General features: G+C 74.3%; 16 protein-coding genes. 7 read left to right on the forward strand and 9 right to left on the reverse strand.

Going from position 1 to position 17,576, the window contains the following annotated elements; translation table 11 throughout:
* Window positions 1–6 precede the first annotated feature (6 nt).
* The 6 genes from ACIOJE_RS00785 to ACIOJE_RS00810 form a co-directional block, all read right to left on the reverse strand.
* Window positions 7–417 carry a VOC family protein gene (locus ACIOJE_RS00785; RefSeq protein ID WP_280675673.1) on the reverse strand — a complete coding sequence of 137 codons (411 nt, stop codon included), beginning with the start codon at window positions 415–417 and terminating at the stop codon, window positions 7–9.
* Window positions 418–507: 90 nt separating this feature from the next.
* Window positions 508–1,062 (reverse strand): potassium channel family protein, encoded by a 555-nt coding sequence (locus ACIOJE_RS00790; RefSeq protein ID WP_400772470.1) that lies wholly within the window; start codon window positions 1,060–1,062, stop codon window positions 508–510.
* A gap of 103 nt (window positions 1,063–1,165) precedes the next feature.
* A complete protein-coding gene (locus ACIOJE_RS00795) occupies window positions 1,166–2,542 on the reverse strand; it encodes a hypothetical protein (protein ID WP_400772472.1) in 1,377 nt (458 codons plus the stop codon).
* 158 nt (window positions 2,543–2,700) lie between these two features.
* Entirely contained in the window at window positions 2,701–3,012 is a 312-nt protein-coding gene (tatA, locus tag ACIOJE_RS00800; RefSeq protein WP_280675667.1) for a Sec-independent protein translocase subunit TatA, read from the reverse strand.
* Window positions 3,013–3,241: 229 nt separating this feature from the next.
* On the reverse strand, window positions 3,242–3,652 hold the full coding sequence (locus ACIOJE_RS00805; RefSeq protein WP_400772473.1) for a methyltransferase family protein: 411 nt from the start codon (window positions 3,650–3,652) through the stop codon (window positions 3,242–3,244).
* A 262-nt stretch (window positions 3,653–3,914) separates the two neighbouring features.
* Complete coding sequence (locus ACIOJE_RS00810; RefSeq protein ID WP_400772474.1) at window positions 3,915–5,465, reverse strand: MFS transporter; 1,551 nt, start codon at window positions 5,463–5,465, stop codon at window positions 3,915–3,917.
* 109 nt (window positions 5,466–5,574) lie between these two features.
* On the opposite strand from ACIOJE_RS00810, the gene ACIOJE_RS00815 reads away from it, so the two are divergent.
* Window positions 5,575–6,165 carry a TetR/AcrR family transcriptional regulator gene (locus ACIOJE_RS00815; RefSeq protein ID WP_280675661.1) on the forward strand — a complete coding sequence of 197 codons (591 nt, stop codon included), beginning with the start codon at window positions 5,575–5,577 and terminating at the stop codon, window positions 6,163–6,165.
* Between the two features lie 37 nt (window positions 6,166–6,202).
* On the opposite strand, the gene ACIOJE_RS00820 is transcribed toward ACIOJE_RS00815, so the two are convergent.
* Window positions 6,203–6,520, reverse strand: coding sequence for a cupin (locus tag ACIOJE_RS00820; RefSeq protein WP_280675659.1), 318 nt, complete (start codon window positions 6,518–6,520; stop codon window positions 6,203–6,205).
* A 192-nt stretch (window positions 6,521–6,712) separates the two neighbouring features.
* Here ACIOJE_RS00820 and ACIOJE_RS00825 point away from each other — a divergent pair, with 192 nt between their 5' ends.
* The gene (locus ACIOJE_RS00825; protein WP_280675657.1) at window positions 6,713–6,979 is read left to right on the forward strand and encodes a hypothetical protein; all 267 of its coding nucleotides are present in this window, start codon (window positions 6,713–6,715) and stop codon (window positions 6,977–6,979) included.
* Window positions 6,980–7,073: 94 nt separating this feature from the next.
* On the opposite strand, the gene ACIOJE_RS00830 is transcribed toward ACIOJE_RS00825, so the two are convergent.
* A complete protein-coding gene (locus ACIOJE_RS00830; RefSeq protein WP_280675655.1) occupies window positions 7,074–8,231 on the reverse strand; it encodes an acyl-CoA dehydrogenase family protein in 1,158 nt (385 codons plus the stop codon).
* A 241-nt stretch (window positions 8,232–8,472) separates the two neighbouring features.
* Between ACIOJE_RS00830 and ACIOJE_RS00835 the strand changes: the two genes are divergently transcribed.
* On the forward strand, window positions 8,473–9,636 hold the full coding sequence (locus ACIOJE_RS00835) for a TetR/AcrR family transcriptional regulator (RefSeq protein WP_400772477.1): 1,164 nt from the start codon (window positions 8,473–8,475) through the stop codon (window positions 9,634–9,636).
* Window positions 9,637–9,713: 77 nt separating this feature from the next.
* Here ACIOJE_RS00835 and ACIOJE_RS00840 read toward each other — a convergent pair whose 3' ends face one another.
* Window positions 9,714–10,028, reverse strand: coding sequence for a hypothetical protein (locus ACIOJE_RS00840; protein WP_280675651.1), 315 nt, complete (start codon window positions 10,026–10,028; stop codon window positions 9,714–9,716).
* 339 nt (window positions 10,029–10,367) lie between these two features.
* Here ACIOJE_RS00840 and ACIOJE_RS00845 point away from each other — a divergent pair, with 339 nt between their 5' ends.
* The 4 genes from ACIOJE_RS00845 (at window position 10,368) to ACIOJE_RS00860 (ending at window position 17,575) form a co-directional block, all read left to right on the forward strand.
* Window positions 10,368–12,299, forward strand: coding sequence for an ATP-binding protein (locus ACIOJE_RS00845; protein ID WP_400772479.1), 1,932 nt, complete (start codon window positions 10,368–10,370; stop codon window positions 12,297–12,299).
* 148 nt (window positions 12,300–12,447) lie between these two features.
* Complete coding sequence (locus tag ACIOJE_RS00850) at window positions 12,448–14,805, forward strand: hypothetical protein (protein ID WP_400772481.1); 2,358 nt, start codon at window positions 12,448–12,450, stop codon at window positions 14,803–14,805.
* A gap of 185 nt (window positions 14,806–14,990) precedes the next feature.
* Window positions 14,991–15,644: a DedA family protein gene (locus ACIOJE_RS00855; RefSeq protein WP_280675644.1), complete on the forward strand. Its 654-nt coding sequence runs from the start codon at window positions 14,991–14,993 to the stop codon at window positions 15,642–15,644.
* A gap of 209 nt (window positions 15,645–15,853) precedes the next feature.
* The gene (locus tag ACIOJE_RS00860) at window positions 15,854–17,575 is read left to right on the forward strand and encodes a threonine/serine exporter ThrE family protein (protein WP_400772484.1); all 1,722 of its coding nucleotides are present in this window, start codon (window positions 15,854–15,856) and stop codon (window positions 17,573–17,575) included.
* The last annotated feature ends 1 nt before the right edge of the window (window position 17,576 follow it).

The following is a 17,576-nucleotide window of genomic DNA, read 5'->3' on the forward strand; positions in this document are numbered from 1 at the left end:
GCCGGTTCAGCGCACCTCCTGGATGCGGATCAGGTTGCCCGCGGGATCGCGGAAGGCGCAGTCGCGGATGCCGTACGGCTGCTCGGTCGGCTCCTGGACGACCTCGGCGCCGCTGCCCTGCACCTTCCCGAAGGTGCCGTCGAGGTCCCGGCTGGCCAGCAGGATCCAGCCGTAGGTGCCCTTGGCCATCATCTCGGCGATGGTGCGGCGCTCGTTCTCGGTGATGCCGGGGTCGGCGGCCGGCGGCGCCAGCAGGATGGAGGTGCCGGGCTGGCCGGCGGGGCCGACGGTGATCCAGCGCATCCGGCCCTGTCCGACGTCGCCGCGGACCTCGAAGCCGAGCACGTCGCGGTAGAAGGCCAGGGACGCGTCCGGGTCGTCGTGCGGGAGGACGCTGGTGTGAATGGTGATGTCCATGGCGCCGATGCTAGGTCCGGCGCTGCGGCCGTGCTTCTCGATTCCTGACGGCCACCGGCTCATCCACAGCCTGTGGACAACCTGTGCACGCTAGGGCCCCCGGTGGGCCCGGACGTCGAGGCCCGCCCGGATCGTCCGCGACAGCGTCCCCGCCGCCGCCGCGAGGAAGACGAAGTTGTACCCGATCTGCAGGATCACCACCAGGCGCGGCCCCTGGCCGGACGGGATGATGTCGCCGTAGCCGACGGTGGCCAGGGTGACGATGGTGAAGTAGAGCGCGTCCAGCCGGGTCCGTAGCCCCTCGAACTCGCCGGTCCGCTCGGCGAGGACGTAGTAGGTCGTGGCGAAGACGGTCATCGACAGCCCGATCAGGAAGACCAGCCAGATCACCGGACGTCGCTCGGTGCCGCGCACGGCGCCGAGCATCTTCGCCAGCAGCAGGGTGCTCAGCCCGGTCAGTGCGGCGGCGAACGCGAGCCAGCCGAGCAGCGGGTGCGTCCGGCCGAGGAAGCGCAGCGGCAGGGTGAAGTACGCGGCCATCAGGAGCGTGAAGGAGCCCAGCAGCAATCCGGTGGCCCGCAGGTCGACGAAGCCGCCCGGCGGCGGTGACGGCGGTGGTGACGGCGGTGACTGGGTTTCGGACATCCCGTCCAGCCTCCGGCCCCGTCCGGCGGGCCGCTGTCCGGGCTGGGCCGATCGGGGCCGGCCGGCCGACCCGTGCCGGAGGGCCGGCGCCGCTGATCGCCCCTCAGGTGGCGGCCGGGGCTCCTCCTTCCGGTCGGCCCGGTTCGTCCAGCAGCTCCAGCACCGCCAGGACGCCGACCAGCGCGAGCGCCAGGCAGAGCGTCACCAGCACCGTCGGGTAGCTCCACAGCACGAACGCCAGCGCCGCGCCCGCCACCGCCGCCCAGCCCAGCCAGGCCTTCCAGCGGTGGACGAACCGGCCGACCGGCCCGAGCCGCAGCCCGGCCCGTTCGGCGGTGTTCCGGGCGGCGCCGAGCGCCGCGTGCCAGCCGCCGCGCACGGTACGGGCCCAGCGCCCGCCGCCGCTGATCCAGGCGCCGAGGGCGACGACGAGTCCGAGCGCGACGACCACCCGGACGGCGGAGCGCAGGTAGCGCACGAGCGTGTCGTACACCGCCTGGGCGGCCGCCTGGTCCACCCCGGCGGGGAGCCTGTCCAGGTAGACGGCCCGGAACACGCTCAGCCCGAGGCCCAGCAGCAGCGCCCCGGCGGCCATGCCCAGCGCCGCCGTGACCGCCGCCCGCCGCCGCCGACCCGCCAGCAGCACCCCGCCGACGGCGCAGGCCAGCGCGAGCACCGGCACCCAGAAGCCGGCCAGGTCCAGCAGCCGGAGGCCGGTGCGGACCGTGGGGATGGCGTCGGACTGCACCAGCGTGTACGAGGTGTGGATCTCCGGGATCTTCGAAGCCACCGAGAGCCCGTTGTCGACCAGCGCGGTCTTCACCCGGGCGATCACCGGGGCGAGGTCGAGCACCACGGTGTCGTTCCTGATCTCGACGGCGCCGCCGCCCTGCCCGGTCAGCATCCGGTCGATCGCGGCGTGCGCCTCCCGGTTGACGTCCGTCCAGATGGTGACGAAGGCGTCGCTGTCCACCACCCGCTGGACCTGGGTGTGGACGAAGCCGGTGAGCCCGCTGGTGAGGGCCTGGCCGATGCCGTTCAGCAGTGCGCCGAGCTTGGGCCGGTCGTCGGGGGCGACGTTGTCGAGCAACGAGTCGACCGGGATCTGCTGCATGATCGCGTCGGTGACCCGGTTGGTGACGGCCGCCTTGACCGCCGGGTCCCTGGCCAGCGGCGCCATGGTCGCGACGTACCGGTCGGTGTCGCCGACCTGCGATTTCGCCCAGACCGCGACGGCGCCGAGCGGGGTCAGCACGCAGGCCAGCAGGATCAGCAGGACGGCGAGCAGGGAGCGCGCCCGGTGGCGGCCCTGACTGCCCTGACTGGCCCCCAGCTGCCGGTCCAGCCGGGCCTCGTGGGCCTCGACGGCGCTCAGCCGGGCCCGCAGGTCGGCCAGTTCGTCGGGCGACCCGCCAGGCGGTCCGGCGGGCCGGCCGGCGGGCGGCTCGTCGGGGGACGCGCCCGGCTCGTCGGTGGGCATGCCGCGACTCCGTTCCTCCAGTGGTGAAAACCAGGAGATAACGGATCAGATCGGACGGCCAGTCGAGTGCGCTCCGGGGTCTACCCCTCCCCGGACACGGCGGAAGCCCCCGGTACCGTCGTCGGACGGTGCCGGGGGCTTCCGGAGGAACGCGGGACTCAGGCGGTCGTCTCGGGCCGCTTCGTCTCGGTGGCCTTGGTCACGTTGGTCGGCGTGACGGCGGCCGGCTGCTGCGCGGCGGTGCTCTGCGCGGTGCCGGCGCCCGGGGCCGCGGTGCTCTGGGCGGTGGTGTTCTGCGCGGCGTCCGCCGGAGCGTCGTCCTCGCGCAGCGCCTTCGTCTCCGCCTTCAGGATGCGCATCGACTTGCCGAGGCCGCGGGCCATCTCCGGCAGCTTCTTCGATCCGAACAGCAGGACTACGACCGCCAGCACCACCAGGAGGTGCCAGGGCTCAAGACCGTTCCGCAGCATCCCTGGCCACCGGTCCCTTCTTGTCTAGAGTCACGGGTGGGCTAGCGCCCATGCTGGCCAGTATGCCTGGCTGCGACGGTGAACGGATACACCGGCCGGGAAACGCTGGCCAAAAACCAGGTGCCGTTCGAGCGGAACGCGAGCAACTGCGGCGGCGGCGGGCCCGGTCGGGTCGGTTCGCGGCCCCGGTGACCAGCCCGCCCGCCCCGCGGGCCCGGCGGGGCGGGGATCAGTGCACGAAGGGCACCAGCCGCTTCGAAACCTGCCGGTACTCGGCGTACGCGGGCCCGAAGGCGGCCGGCAGCAGTCGCTCCTCGGCGCTGATCCGCCAGCCGTGCGCGGCCGGCAGCAGCGCCGCCACCAGCAGGGTGGCCGGCCGGCTGCCCAGCCCGAGCGCGTAGCCCGTCCGGACCAGCGGGCGGCCGGCGTAGTCGAGGTGACGGACCTGCCGGTACGGGCCGCTGCGGACGACGTACTGGGTGTCCACGGTGCGCAGGGTGCGGGTGTGGTGGCGACCCGGGGTGCGCATGCCCCAGGCCCGCAGCGCCGGCCCGGCGGCGATCGGCGCGATGCCGAACCAGCGCGCCCAGGGGGGAAGTTCGCCGATCCCGGCGCGGCCGAACAGCACCACGACCAGCACCGAGGCGAGGTGACGGAGGAAGTCGCCGAACGGGCCGGGGACGAGTGGCTGAACCGGCTCGCGGCCGCGGCCGAGGGCCTCGAAGGCTCCGTCTCCCCGGAGGTCATGGCCGCCCTGCTCCGCTGAGAGCGGGGGACCACCGGATGCTGCGACCGCCGCGAGGCCTACCGGCACCGGTGGGCCCTGGGCCGTGGACGGCGGAGAGCCCCCGCCCGGGGTGGGCGGGGGCTCTCGATGACTCGCGTGGATCGGGCCGGGTGGGTCAGGCGGTGGCGGCCTCGGGCTGCGGGGCCGGGGCGGCGGCGGGGAGGTGACGCATCAGGCGGTAGGCCAGCAGGGCGGCGCCGAGGGCGAAGACCAGGCCGACCACGGCGGCGACGTGCAGGCCGTCGGTGAAGGCGGCCCGGGCGGTCTCCAGCAGGTCGGCGCCGACCCGGCCGGGCAGGTGGGCGGCGGCGGTGGCCGCGCCCCCGAGGGTGTCCTGGGCGGCGCGGGCGGTCTCGCCGTCGACGCCCGCCGGGAGGGCGCCGTCCAGCTGGTGGCGGTAGACCGCGGCGCCGGCCGCGCCGAGCAGGGCGATGCCGAGCGAGCTGCCGAGTTCGACGGCGGTCTCGGAGGTGGCGGAGGCGGCGCCGGCCCGCTCGACGGGGGCGGCGGAGACGACCATCTCGGCGGTCATGGTCATGGTGCCGACGGTGCCGGCGGCGAGCACGCCCGCCGCGATGAGGATGAGTGCGAGCGGGGAGTGCGCGCCGACCTGGGTCATCAGCGCGAAGCCCGCCGCGCCGACCAGGAAGCCGCCGCCCATCAGGGCCGCCGGGCGGACCTTGCCGGCCAGCGCCGAGCTGATGCCGACGGCCGCGCCGACGCCGACGCTGGGCACCAGCGACCAGAGCGAGGCGGTGAGCGGGCTCATGCCCTTGACCAGCTGCAGGTACTGCGAGGTGAAGAGGGCGAAGCCCATCATGGCGAACATCGCGATGGTGTTGACACTGATCGCGCCGCTGAAGGTGCGGATCCGGAACAGGCCGAGGTCGAGCAGCGGGTCGGCGGCGGTGCGCTGGCGCCGGACGAACGCGGCGGCGAGCAGCAGGCCGGCCGGGACGGCGAGTGCGGGCAGCGGGCTCCAGCCGTCCACGGCGAGGGTCTTGACGCCGTAGACCAGCGGCAGGATCGCGGCCATCGACAGCGCGGCGCCGGGCAGGTCGAAGCGGCCGGTGCGGGCGGCGGCGCGGTACTCGGGGAGCAGGACCGGGGCGGTGAGCAGTACCAGGGCCATCACCGGGACGGCGATCAGGAACACGGAGCCCCACCAGAAGTGGCCGAGCAGCAGACCGCCGGCGACCGGGCCGAGGGTGGCGCCGGCGGTGAGGATGCCGCCCCAGGCGCCGAGGGCGATCTGACGCTGCTTGGGGTCGTGGAACATGCTGCGGATCAGCGCGAGCGTCGAGGGCATCACGGTGGCCCCGGCGGCGCCGAGCAGGGCGCGGGCGGCGATCAGCTGGCCGGCGCTGTCGGCCCAGGTGGCGAGCAGCGAGGCACCGATGAAGCCGGCGGCGCCGATCATCAGCAGTCGGCGGCGGCCGAACCGGTCGCCCAGCGAGCCCATGGTGATGAGCAGCCCGGCGAGCAGGAACGAGTACATGTCCATGATCCACAGCTGCTGGGTGCCGCTGGGCGCCAGCGTGGTGGAGATGTACGGGACGGCGAAGAAGAGCACGCCCATGTCCATGGCGAGGACGAGGGTCGGGAGCAGGAGGACGGCCAGGCCGATCCATTCGCGACGGCCTGCGCGGCCGGTGGTTGCGGTCATGGGGAAGACCGTACGGGCGTGTCAGACGTTTGTCTAGTACATACGTGTAAATCGATCGTGTGAGACGTTCGTGCAAGACATCTGTGCAGTCCTTCCGTAGGATCGGGTCATGGGAAACCGCGAAGACCTGATGGCCGGCGCCAAGCGCTGCCTCTACGAGAAGGGCTACGGGCGCACCACCGCCCGTGACATCGCCACCGCCTCGGGCGTCAGCCTGGCCGCGATCGGCTACCACTTCGGTTCGAAGGACGCGCTGCTCAACGCGGCGATGATCGAGGCGATCGGGGAGATGGGCGAGGCCCTGGGCGCGGTGGTGCACGCCGCGAACCAGGTGTCGGACGACCGGGAGGAGCGCTTCGCCGCGGTCTGGGACGGACTCAAGACCGTCTTCGTCGAGCACCGCGGGCTCTGGGCGGCCCAGTTCGAGGCGCTCGCCCAGGTCGCACACGAGCCCGAGCTGGCGCACGCGTTCGCGCAGGCGCAGAAGGACGGCCGGCTCGGCCTCGCCGCGCTGTTCCAGGGGCTGCCCGAGGTGCCGGACACCGAGGAGGAGATCGCCCGCGGGGCCTTCTATCAGACCCTGCTGGCCGGGTACGCCGCCCAGTGGCTGGCGGCCCCCGAACTGGCGCCGAACGGGCGGGACTTCCTGCGCGGGCTGCGGCTGGTCAGCGCAAGCGTGCTCAGCCCCGCGACGCGGTGACCGCGCCCGGCGGTGCGACGCGGCGCCGCCGTTGCCGCTAGGTGGTGACCACGGTCAGCAGCACCACCGAGTCGACGTGGGCGAGCAGTCCGTGCCGCTCCTGGGGCACCGGTTCCAGCCGTCCGACCGGCAGCTCCTGGTGCCGGCCGGCGATGGTCAGCGAGACCCGGCCGCGCAGCACCTGGACGCTCCCGGCGCTCGGCGGGGTGTGCTCGTCCAGTGAGGTGCCGGCGGTCAGCGCGATCACGGTCTGCCGCAGGACGCCGTCGTGGAGCACCAGGTGGGCGCTGCGCCCGTGCGGGCTCTCGGCCGCCCGGGTGGCGTGCTCCACGGCGAGCTGTTCGAGATCGGGCATCGCGCGTCCTCCTGACCCGGTGCGCCCGGGCCGGCCCCGTGCGTCCGGGCCGACGCCGTGTGCCCAGGTTCGCGGACGCGGTCGGCTCCCGCACCCGGAGCCCCGCTCCCCGCGCACCCGCGGCATCGGTGGCCGTCCGCACCCGGAGCCGTTCGACGTGCAGCCCCCGGCGCGTGCACGCATCGTGGAGGCATGGCGATCAACGAGAGAATCTCCGGCGGGTTCCAGGTCAACCGCTCGCTGCTGGTCGGCGGCGCGGTGCTCACCGGCATCGGCGCCGTGCTCGGCGCGGCCGGGGCGGCGATGGTGTGCGCGGCGCTGGCCACGGCCGGCCGCAGCTGGGTGCGGAGCCTGGAGACCGCGCCGGCCGCGTTCGCCCAGCGGGCGCTGCGCGAGGCGAAGGTGGCGTCCGCCGCCGGCTGGGAGGCCTGGCGCGCGGAGCACGGTTCGCCCAACTGAGCGCACCCGGCCGGGGTGCGGCGGGCCGCCATGGGGGTGCGGCCCGCCGCGGCTGTGTCCCCGCCCGCAGACCGAGCGACTACCGGCCCGGCGCCTACAGGCCCATCGACTTGGCGATGATGCTGCGCATGACCTCGCTGGTGCCGCCGTAGATCCGGAACACCCGGTTGTCGGTGTAGAGCCGGGCGATCGGGTACTCCAGGATGTAGCCGTAACCGCCGTGCAGCTGAAGGCACTTGTCGATGACGGTGGAGGCCGACTCGGTGCAGAACAGCTTGGTGGCGGCCGCGTCGGCGACGGTCAGCTCGCCCTCCTGGTACAGCTCCAGCGCGCGGTCCACCATCGACTGCTGCGCCACCACCTGGGCCTCGCAGTCGGCCAGCGTGAACTTGGTGTTCTGGAACTCGGCCACCGCCTTGCCGAACACCTTGCGGTCCTTGACGTACTGCACCGCGAACCGCACCGCCGCGGCGGCCGCCGCGTACGCGCCGACCGCGATCGCCAGCCGCTCCTGCACCAGGTTGTGGGTCAGGTAGGTGAAGGCCCGGCCCTCCTCGCCGAGCAGGTTCTCCACCGGCACCTTGACGTCGCTGAACGCCAGCTCGGCGGTGTCCGAGGTGCGCAGGCCGATCTTCTGCAGCTTGCGGCCGACGGAGTAGCCCGGGGACGTGGTGTCCACGCAGAGGATGGACAGGCCGGCCCGGCGGTTGTCCGGGTCGTACGGGGAGGTGCGGCAGACCACCAGGACGAGGTCGGCCAGCACGCCGCCGGTGATGAAGGTCTTGGCGCCGTTCAGGACGTAGTGGGTGCCGTCCTCGGAGCGGCGCGCGGTGGTGGTGATGCCCGCGAGGTCGGAGCCGGCGCCCGGCTCGGTCATCGCGATGGCGGTCATGATGTCGCCGGAGATGAAGCCGGGCAGCCAGCGCCGCTTCTGCTCCTCGGTCGCGTACTCCAGCAGGTACGGCAGGACCAGCCCGGTGTGCACGCCCGAGGATCCGAAGCTCACGCCCGCCCGGGCGGTCTCCTCGGCGATCACCGCCTGGTACTTGAAGCCGCTCTCGCCCGCGCCGCCGTACTCCTCCGGCACCTCGATGCCGTAGATGCCGAGCGCGCCGAGCTGCCGGTAGAAGTCGCGCGGCGGGTGGCCCTCGGCCTCCCAGCTCTCGTAGACCGGGACGACCTCGTTGGCGACGAAGTCCCGGATGGTCTCCCGGAAGGCCTCGTGGTCCTCGGTGAAGACGGTGCGGCGCACGGCGGCGCTCCCTTCGGTGGTGACCGGCTGCGGGCGCCGGCCGGGACTGAACGTGCCAGGTGATGGCCTCACAAGTTAATCCTCGGTAGCTTCCGCTGTCCAGGGTCGGCGACCCCGGAGAAAGCCGGTGGTCGTCGGTGGAAGACCCCCTCAAGTGAATCCTTGCTAGCCTTCGGTCGGCGGTTTGGAGCGTGAGCGGTCCGGAGCACGGGCGGTCCGGAGCACGGGAGGGAGGCTCGCCATGGTGGTCCGACGGCCCCCCGGTCGGCGCGCCCAGATCCTGGCCGTGGCGGCCGACCGGTTCCACCGCAGCGGCTACCACCAGGTCTCGATGACCGAGGTCGCCGCCGGGGTCGGCATCACCGCGCCCGCCCTCTACCGGCACTTCCGCGGCAAGCCCGAACTGCTCGACCGCGCCGTCCGGCTGGGGCTGGACGCGCTGGCCGACGGGCTGCGCGCGGCTCGTACCACCGGTGACCTCGGCGCCGCGCTGGCCGCCGTCGCGGTCGGGCACCGCCCGCTCGGCACCCTGGTGCAGCGCGACGCCCGGCTGCTGCCGCCGGCCCGGCGGGCGGCGCTGCGCCGCGAGCTGCGCGCGGACGTCGCGCTGATGACCGCCGTGCTGTCCGCCGAACGACCCGAACTCCCGCAGCCGGACGCCGAGTTGCTCTGCTGGTCGGCGCTCTCGGTCTGCGCCGGGCTCTCCTACCAGTCGGTCGCGCCGCAGCCCCGTCGCGCCGAGGCGGTGCTGCGCGAACTGGTCGTGGCGGTCCTCGCGGCCCGCCCGGGCGGCGCCGCGACCGGTCCCGCCCCCGCCCCCGCCCCCGCCCCCGCGCCGCCGGAGCCCCGACCCCGGGCGCGCCGCGAGGAACTGCTCGCGGCGGCCGTCCGGCTCTTCCACCAGCGCGGCTTCGACAACGTCAGCACCGACCAGCTCGGCGCCGCCGTCGGCATCGCCGGCCCCAGCGTCTACCGGCACTTCGACAGCAAGGCCCAACTGCTCGCCGCCTCGCTGGTGCGCAGCCGCGAACGGCTCTGGCACGAGGTGGACGGCGCGATCGCGGCCGCCACCGGGCCCGAGGCGGCGCTGGCGGCCGGGTTGGGTGCGTACGTCGGCTTCGCCCTGCGCCACGGCGACTACCTGGGCGCGATGCTCAGCGAGACGGAGCGGCTGGCCCCGCCGGACCGCCGGGTCGCGGTGGACTTCCGGCGCGACTTCCTGCGCACCTGGGTCGCCCTGCTGCGGCAGGTCCGCCCCGGGTACGACGCGGTCGAGGCCCGGATCCGGGTCCACGCCCTGTTCGCGCTGGTCAACGACGGGGTGCGGAACCGTCCGCACAGCGCCCGGCCGGACCTCGGGGACTGCCTGCTGCGCCTGGGCCGGGCCGTCCTGGGGCTGTCCTGACGAACGGCGGCGGGGGGCCCGCCCCGGGGTGCGGGGGGGGCCCCCCGGCCCGTGGCTGCGCCCGTGGGGCGGAAGGCCTAGTGGAGCGGGAGGTGGACCCGGGCGTCGAGGTTGCCGTTGCCCTGCAGGGCGCCGATGTTGCCGGCGTTGCCGGTGGCGGCGAGGCCGTTGTTCTGGTTGCTCGCGCCCGAACCGGTGGCCGTCTGCTGGGTGATGACCACGTTGCCGACGACGTTGCCGACGACGTTGGCGGAGCCGTTGTTGTTCACCACGCTGCTGTTGGAGTGGTCGAGGGCGCCGGCGCCGTTGTCGGCGTGGGCGCCGGCGGCGCCGAAGCCGACGAGGAGGAAGGCCCCGAGGGCGGTGGCGGCGGCTGCGCGAATACGGGACACGGTGGTCTCCCTGAGCTGGTGCGAAATTGGCGCGATCCGGAGTGGCCGCTCCGTTGCGCCGTTGCCTGACGTCGCACGTTCAGCATTCACCAGCGGTGTGGACGAACTCCACCAAACGGGTGGCAATTCCCCCGATGGTGTCATGGTGACGTTGTATCCGGAGATTGCCGACGGTCCCGGCGGGGGCTTCCGTGGCGTCCAACGCTGCTGGTGGGGGCGGTAGTTGGGGTGCAATGCGGTAATCCCCGGCAACCCTTCGATGTCAACGCAGAGTTGACCGAGTTTCTTCATGGAGAAAGAAATGGTCGCCGGATAGTCGCACTGGCACACTGGGGACCCATGTCTGAAGGTGCCCCGCCCGAGCCCACTCCCGCCGAGGATCTGCGTACGACCGAGGTCGATCTCGGCGGACTGGTGAACGTCCTCGCCACCCACCTCTACTCCACCCCGCTGGTCGCCCTGCGCGAACTCGTCCAGAACGCCCACGACTCGCACACCCGCCGACTCCTGGAGGACCCGGACGGCGACCACCACCCGCTGATCAGGGTGCGCGGCGACGCCGCCCGGCGGACCGTCGCCATCGAGGACACCGGAGCCGGCCTCACCGAGCCGGAGATCCACGCCTACCTCGCCACCGTCGGCACCGGCTACACCCGGATGCTGCGCGACCTCACCGGCAACCAGGAGCTGATCGGCGCCTTCGGCCTCGGGTTCCTCTCCGCCTTCTCGGTGGCCGACGAGGTCGTCGTCACCACCACCTCGCACCGCGAACCGCAGCTGGGCCACCGCTACCGCAGCCGGGGCGGCGAGCAGTACCAGGTCGACCCGGTGCCCGCCCGGCCCCGCCCGGGCACGGTCGTCGAGCTGACGCTCAAGGCCGAACACGCCCACCTCGCCGACGAGGACGCGCTGCGCGAGGTGCTCGGCCGGTACTGCGTGCTGCTGCCGATCCCGGTCTACGTCGGCGACGACGAGCAGCCCGTCAACAGCGTCGAGGTGCCCTGGCGCGGCACCGGCCGGCCGGCCACGGCCCCCACCCCCGACGAGCACGCCGTCCGGATGCGCTTCGCCACCGCCTTCGGCCGCCGCTTCGAGCCGCTCACCGCCTTCCCCGTCGACCCGGTCGGGGGCGGCACCGACGCGATCGGCCTGCTCTGGGTCCAGGACGGCGGGACCTACGGCAGCAGCGACAACCGCGACCTCGCCGTCTACCTGCGCGGCATGCTGCTCGCCGAGGACGCCCGCGACCTGCTGCCCAGCTGGGCCGGGTTCATCGGCGGCGTGGTCGAGTCCAACCGGCTCACCCCCACCGCCAGCCGCGAGGACCTCCAGCGCGACGAGCACTACCGCGCACTCCAGCGCACCCTCACCGACGCCATCGTCGACGGCCTGTACGAGACCGCCCGGCTGCGGCCCGCCGCCTGGCGCCGGATCCTCACCCGGCACGGCCAGGACCTGCTCGGCGCCGCGCTCTGCGACGAGCGGCTGTTCACCCTGCTCGCCGACGACGTCCCGGTCCCCACCTCCCAGGGAGACCTCACCGCCGGCGCGCTGCGGGCCATGGGCGGGGGAGCGGTGCACGTCGCGCTCGGCAGCGGCGGCGGCTTCGAGGAGATGCTGTACCGGGCGATGCGGGTGCCGATCGCCCGCGGCGACCGCTACGCGGTGCTGCCCTTCCTGCGCCGCTACGCCCAGCTGCGCGGCTGCCGGCTGGTCGAACTGGGCAGCGAGCACGGCGACCGCGAGCTGTTCCGCGACCCGGAGCGCCCGCTGCCGGCCGGGGAGGCGGCCTGGCTGGCCGGCGCCCTCGCCGACGAGGGCGAGCAGCTCGTCCCGGCCCGGTTCGACCCGCCCGGCCTGCCCCTGGTGCTGGTGCCGGACCGCGAGGCCGAACTGAAGGCCCGGATCGAGGACGACCAGGCCGACGCCCGGATCCCGTCCGCGGCGCTGCGGCTGGCCCGGGCGTTCACCGCCCGCACCGACGGCGAGGTCAGGGCCCGCCTCTACCTCAACCTGTCCTGCCCGGCCGTGCTGGACCTGCTCGCCGCCTACCGCACCGGGCACACCGGCAGCGCCACGGCGGCCGGGCTGCTCCGCTCGCTCAAGGTGATCATGGCCGCCGCCTCGGCCGGCTCGGCGGACTCCTCCGGCGGCGACCTCACCGCGGCGCTGTCCGGCATCGGCACCGCGGTCTCCGCCCTGACCGCCGCCGTCCCGGTCGGCCTGCCGGACGTCCCGGACACCCTCGGCGCCCTCTCGGAGGAGACGTGAGCGGAGGAGACGTGAGCGGACGAGGCGTGAGCGGGGCGCGTCCGACACGTCGCGCGCCCGGCGGGACCTGCCCGGCGCGCCCCGGCCCCGACGGATTGTCAGTGGCCGACGGCAGACTTCTCAACAGCACCACGCAGGGGGACACGACATGAGCACCGACATCTGGGCCTGGGTGCACGACGCCCACCGCCAGCTGGCCGAGGCCGGCCACCGCCGGCTGGCCGACGCCATCTACGAGCTGCCCGGCCACGCCAACGAGGGCCGCAACGACCAGCTGGACGCGGTCTACCCGGAGGCGCTGGCCGCCTCCCGGGCGCTCGGCCTGCCCTGGGTCGAGGTCTACCTGCGGCACTGGCGGATGCAGAACCTGCTGAACAAGCGCCACCAGGGCGAGCAGGCCCTGCCCGAGGCGGTCGACCTGCTGGAGTTCGCCCACCGGGAGGAGACGGCGGGCTGCCCGCAGTCCGTCTGCGTGGTGCAGGACTTCGCGATCTGCCACGCCCGGGTCGACGGCCCCGGCTACGTCCCGGAGCGGCTGGCGGTGCTCGGCGAGACGCTGGAACGGATCGAACCCGCCCGGGCCTGCTTCGACTGCCTCTCCCGCGAGTACTCCGACGCGCTGGAGGACGACGGCCGTCACGCCGAGGCGCTCAGCCACCTGGACACCGCCGCCGCCCGGATCCAGGCGGCCGGCGAGCGGCTCTCGCTGCACTTCCACCACGCCCGGGCCGGCACGCTGAGCCGGCTCGGCAGGCACGAGGAGGTGCTCACGCTGGTCGACACCGCCGAGCAGGCCGAGCGCTCCCGCGGCCGCGAGATCGACGAGAGCGACCGGCTCTGGGGCGGTCTGCTGCGGGCCCGCGCGCTGGCCTCGCTCGGCCGCACCGAGGAGGCGCTGGCGCTGCTGCCCGCCCGGGAGGCCGCCGAGCGCCACGCCGACCTGCGGGACGGCTGGACGCGCACGGTCGAGCTGCTGGTCGCGGCCGGTGCCTGGGAGAACGACGCCGAGCTGGGCGCCGTCCTGGCCGGCTGGGTCGGCTACCTGGACGGCACCGGCTCGCACCGCCCGTGCGTGGACCTGCTGCTGGCGGCGGGTCGGCTCGCCGTCGCCCGCGGCGCCCGGACGGTGGCGCTGACCCTCGCCGAGACCGGGGAGCGCAAGCTCGCCCGGCTGCGCCGCACCGAGGGCGTGGCCGAGGAGGTCGCCGCGCTGCGGGCGGCCGCCGAGGCGCTGCAGGTGCCCGAGCTGCCCGTTCCGCCGGGCGAACTGGCGGCACACCTGGCCGAGGCCGGGGTGCCCTACGAGACCGGCGCCGACCTGCTCTCCGTCGCCCTGGACCGGTACCAGGGTGAGCAGGCCGCCGCCACCGAACTGGCCGTCAACCTGGCCGCGGTGCTCGGCGGCCTCGGCCACGCCCGGGCCGCCGCCGACCTGCTCTGGCAGTGGCTCGACGCCGCCCCGGGCGACGAGGTGCTGACCGGCATGCTCGGCTCCGCCCTGATCGACGCGGGGGACGCCGAGGGCGTCCGCCGCCTCGCCGACCGGCTGGCCGGCACCAGCCCGGCCGACGGGCACTGGATACGCGCCCGCTGGGCCGCCGCCGAGGCCCGCTGGGCCGAGGTGCTGGAGCAGTGCGAGGCGATCCTGGCCCTGGACCGGAGCCGGATCAACACCCGCCGGCTGGCCGCCGGCGCCGCCACCGAGCTGGGCGACCACGCCACCGCGCAGCGGCTGTACCAGGAGCTCCTGGAGCACGCGCTGCCCGCCGGGGCCGCCCCGGAGGAGGAGCGCCACCGCACCGTCCAGGAGCCCGACCTCTGGCACCTGATCACCGCGGCCACCGCCAACCGGGACTGGGCGGCGGTCCGCTCCGCCGGCGCGCTGCTCGGCATCGAGTTCGACGAGCCCGGGGGGCCGGTGGACGAGGAGTGGCAGCTGGTCACCGTCCGCGCCACCCGCACCAACGGCGCCACGGCCGACCTGCCCGCCGTCCGCACCGGTCCGGCCACCGCCCGGATCCTGCCGGTGCTCGGTGACGACCTCACGCTCAACCACGGCGACGTGGTGGTCTTCGCCCCGGCGCTGCTGGAGCCGCCGCCGGCCGAGGACGCCCCCGAGGAGGAGCGGCGGGGCTGGCGCCCGGTGTTCGAGCTGCTCACCCTGCTCGACCCGGCGGGGTACGCCACGTACTGGATCGACGGCGGCTGGCCCGGCGACGAGCCGTGGGCGGCGCTGCGCGAAGACCTGCAGCAGGCCGGCTACGCGGTCTGGGCGTACAGCGGGGAGCAGTACCGCATCACCGACCCGGCGGACGAGGACGCCACGCTGCCCGGCGTCTACGCCGCCGTCGGGGTGCCGCCGACCGCCTCGGCCGCCGAGGCCGACGCGCTGCTGCACCGGCTCACCGGCGACTGGCCGCACCCGCTGGCCTGGCTGGACCTGGCCAAGGCGGCGGGTGCGGACGTCGCCCGGCACGAGGAGACCATCGAGCGCTACGGCCTCTGACGGCCCCGCACCCCTGCACCCCTGCACCTCCGCACCCCCGCACCTCCGCGCCCGCACGCCCCGGCCCGCACGGCCGCGTGCGGGCGCGGGTGCGTGCAGGCCCGTCATGACCTACCGGTTTATCGATTCTTGGTGAATGCTTTACTGTTTCATTGCCAAGACTCGACCCTCAGGAGTGTCCGCACGTGACCAGCCTCGCCCTCGGCCCGTCCTGGCTCGATCCGACCAACCTGATCTCCACCTTCGGCCTGATCGGCATCCTGGCCATCGTCTTCGCCGAGTCCGGCCTGCTGATCGGCTTCTTCCTGCCCGGCGACTCGCTCCTGTTCACCACCGGTCTGCTGGTGGCCGGCGGCACCTACCTGCACCAGCCGCTCTGGCTGGTCTGCGCGCTGATCGTGGCCGCCGCGGTGGCGGGGGACCAGGTCGGCTACCTGTTCGGCCGCAAGGTCGGGCCGGGCCTGTTCCGCCGCCCCGACTCCCGGATCTTCAAGCAGGAGAACGTGGAGAAGGCCGCCGCCTTCTTCGACCGGCACGGGCCCAAGGCGATCGTGCTGGCCCGGTTCGTGCCGATCGTGCGCACCTTCACCCCGATCGTCGCCGGGGTGAGCAGGATGAACTACCGCACCTTCGTGGTCTTCAACCTCGTCGGCGGTGTGCTGTGGGGCGCCGGTGTCACCGTGCTCGGCTACTTCCTGGGGCAGATCCCGTTCGTCCGGGACAACATCGAGGCCATCCTGGTCGGCATCGTGCTGGTCTCGGTGGTCCCGGTGGCGGTCGAACTGCTGCGGGCCCGCCGTTCCGGTGCGGCGTCCACCGACCGCCACCGCGCCGGGTAGGCGCCCGCCGCCCCCGTCACGGTACGCCGCGTATATGTGCGTCGGACTGTTCGATCAGGCAAGGTGTATCCCGAGATCGAACGGTGGCCGGCGGCCACCAGGGGCGGCAAGGAGTGGAAGTGCCTAAGCGGGGCCGACCGGGCGGAGGCAAGCGGGCGAGGGGAGGCCGGGCGGTCCGTCAGACACGGCGGACGCCGCCGGTACGGCCGGTGCACCCCGCCGAGGCGCCGCCCACCGAGGGCCTGCTGGGCCACCCGGCCCCCACCGTCGAGCCCGCCACCGTCATCCCGCTCGTCCCGCCGGTCCCGGAGACCAGGGGCCTGCTGGCCCCGGAACCGGAACCGGAACCGGAAGCCGAACCGCGCCGCGAGCCGGCGCCCGAGGCGGCGCGCCCCGCCCGCCGCCGCTCGGTCGCCGAGGACACCCTCACCCCCGAGGAGTGGCGCGCCGCCGGCTACGCCCCGCCCACCGGCACCCCGATCCCGGAGCTGACCGCCGGCGCCCCCGGCGAGGCCCCCTGGCCGGACCGGATGCGCACGCTGCTGCGCACCCCGATGTCCGAGCGCCCCGCCTTCGAGCGGACCGCCCGCGAGCTGCACCCCTCTGCGGCGGCCACCCGCAACGTCCCCCGCATCCTCGACCTGACACTGCGCATCGGCGAGCTGCTGCTGGCCAGCGGCGAGGCGGCCGAGGACGTCGAGGCGGCCATGCTCGGCATCGCGCACGCCTACCGGCTGGACCACTGCGAGCCGCAGGTGACCTTCACCCTGATCGGCATCTCGCACCAGCCCTCGCTGGTCGAGCCGCCGATCACCGCCGACCGGGTGGTGCGCCGCCGTACCTCCGACTACACCCGGCTGAACGCGGTCTACGAGCTGGTCGCGGACATCACCGCCGAGAAGGTCACGGTCAACGACGCCTACCGCCGGCTCGCCGTGATCCGCCGCAACCGGCACCCCTACCCGTCCTGGATGCTCGCGCTGACCACCGGTCTGCTGGCCGGCGCGGCCACCTTCCTGGTCGGCGGGCGGATCGACGACAAGGCCTGGCTGGTCTTCGCCAGCGCCTTCGTCGCGGCCGTCCTCGGCGACCGGCTGGCCTCCATGCTGGCCCGGCGCCGGCTGCCGGAGTTCTACCAGTTCGTGGCGGCCGCGATGCCGGCCGCCGCCTCCGGGATCGTCCTCTCCTTCAACGACTGGGGCCTGCGCGGCTCGGTGGTGATCACCGGTGGCCTGTTCGCGCTGCTGCCCGGGCGGGCCCTGGTCGCCGCCGTCCAGGACGGCCTGACCGGCTTCTACATCACCGCCGCGGCCCGTCTGCTGGAGGTGATCTACCTGGTCGCGGGCATCGTGATCGGCGTGATGCTGATCCTCTACCTGGGGGTCGGCTTCGAGGCGAAGCTGCGGCCGGACGAGAGCCTGGCGGGCGTCAGCTACCCGCCGGTCCAGTTGGCCGCCGCGATGCTGCTGACCCTGGCCTTCGCCACCCTGCTGCAGACCGACCGCCGCTCCCTCGCGCTGGTCACCCTGAACAGCGGCATCGGCTGGGCCAGCTACGGCGTGCTGGCCTACAACGCGGGCTTCTCCCCGATCGTGGCGACCGGGGTGGCGGCCGGCCTGGTCGGCCTCTTCGGCCAGCTGATGGCGCGCTACCGCAACGGCTCCGCGCTGCCGTACGTGACCGCCGCGATCGGCCCGCTGATGCCCGGTTCGGCGCTCTACCTCGGGATGCTCTCCTTCGCGCAGGGGCACTCCAGCGCCGGCCTGGTGTCCGTCTCCCGGGCGGCCGCGATCGCGATGGCGCTGGCGATCGGGGTGAACCTCGGCGGCGAGATCGCCCGGCTGTTCATGAAGCTGCCGGTCGGCGGCGAGCGCCCGTCGCTGTACCCGGTCGTGCCGCGCCGGGCGGCCAAGCGCACCCGCGGGTTCTGAC

It is taken from the genome of Kitasatospora sp. NPDC087861 (assembly GCF_044742585.1).
GTDB lineage: Bacteria > Actinomycetota > Actinomycetes > Streptomycetales > Streptomycetaceae > Kitasatospora.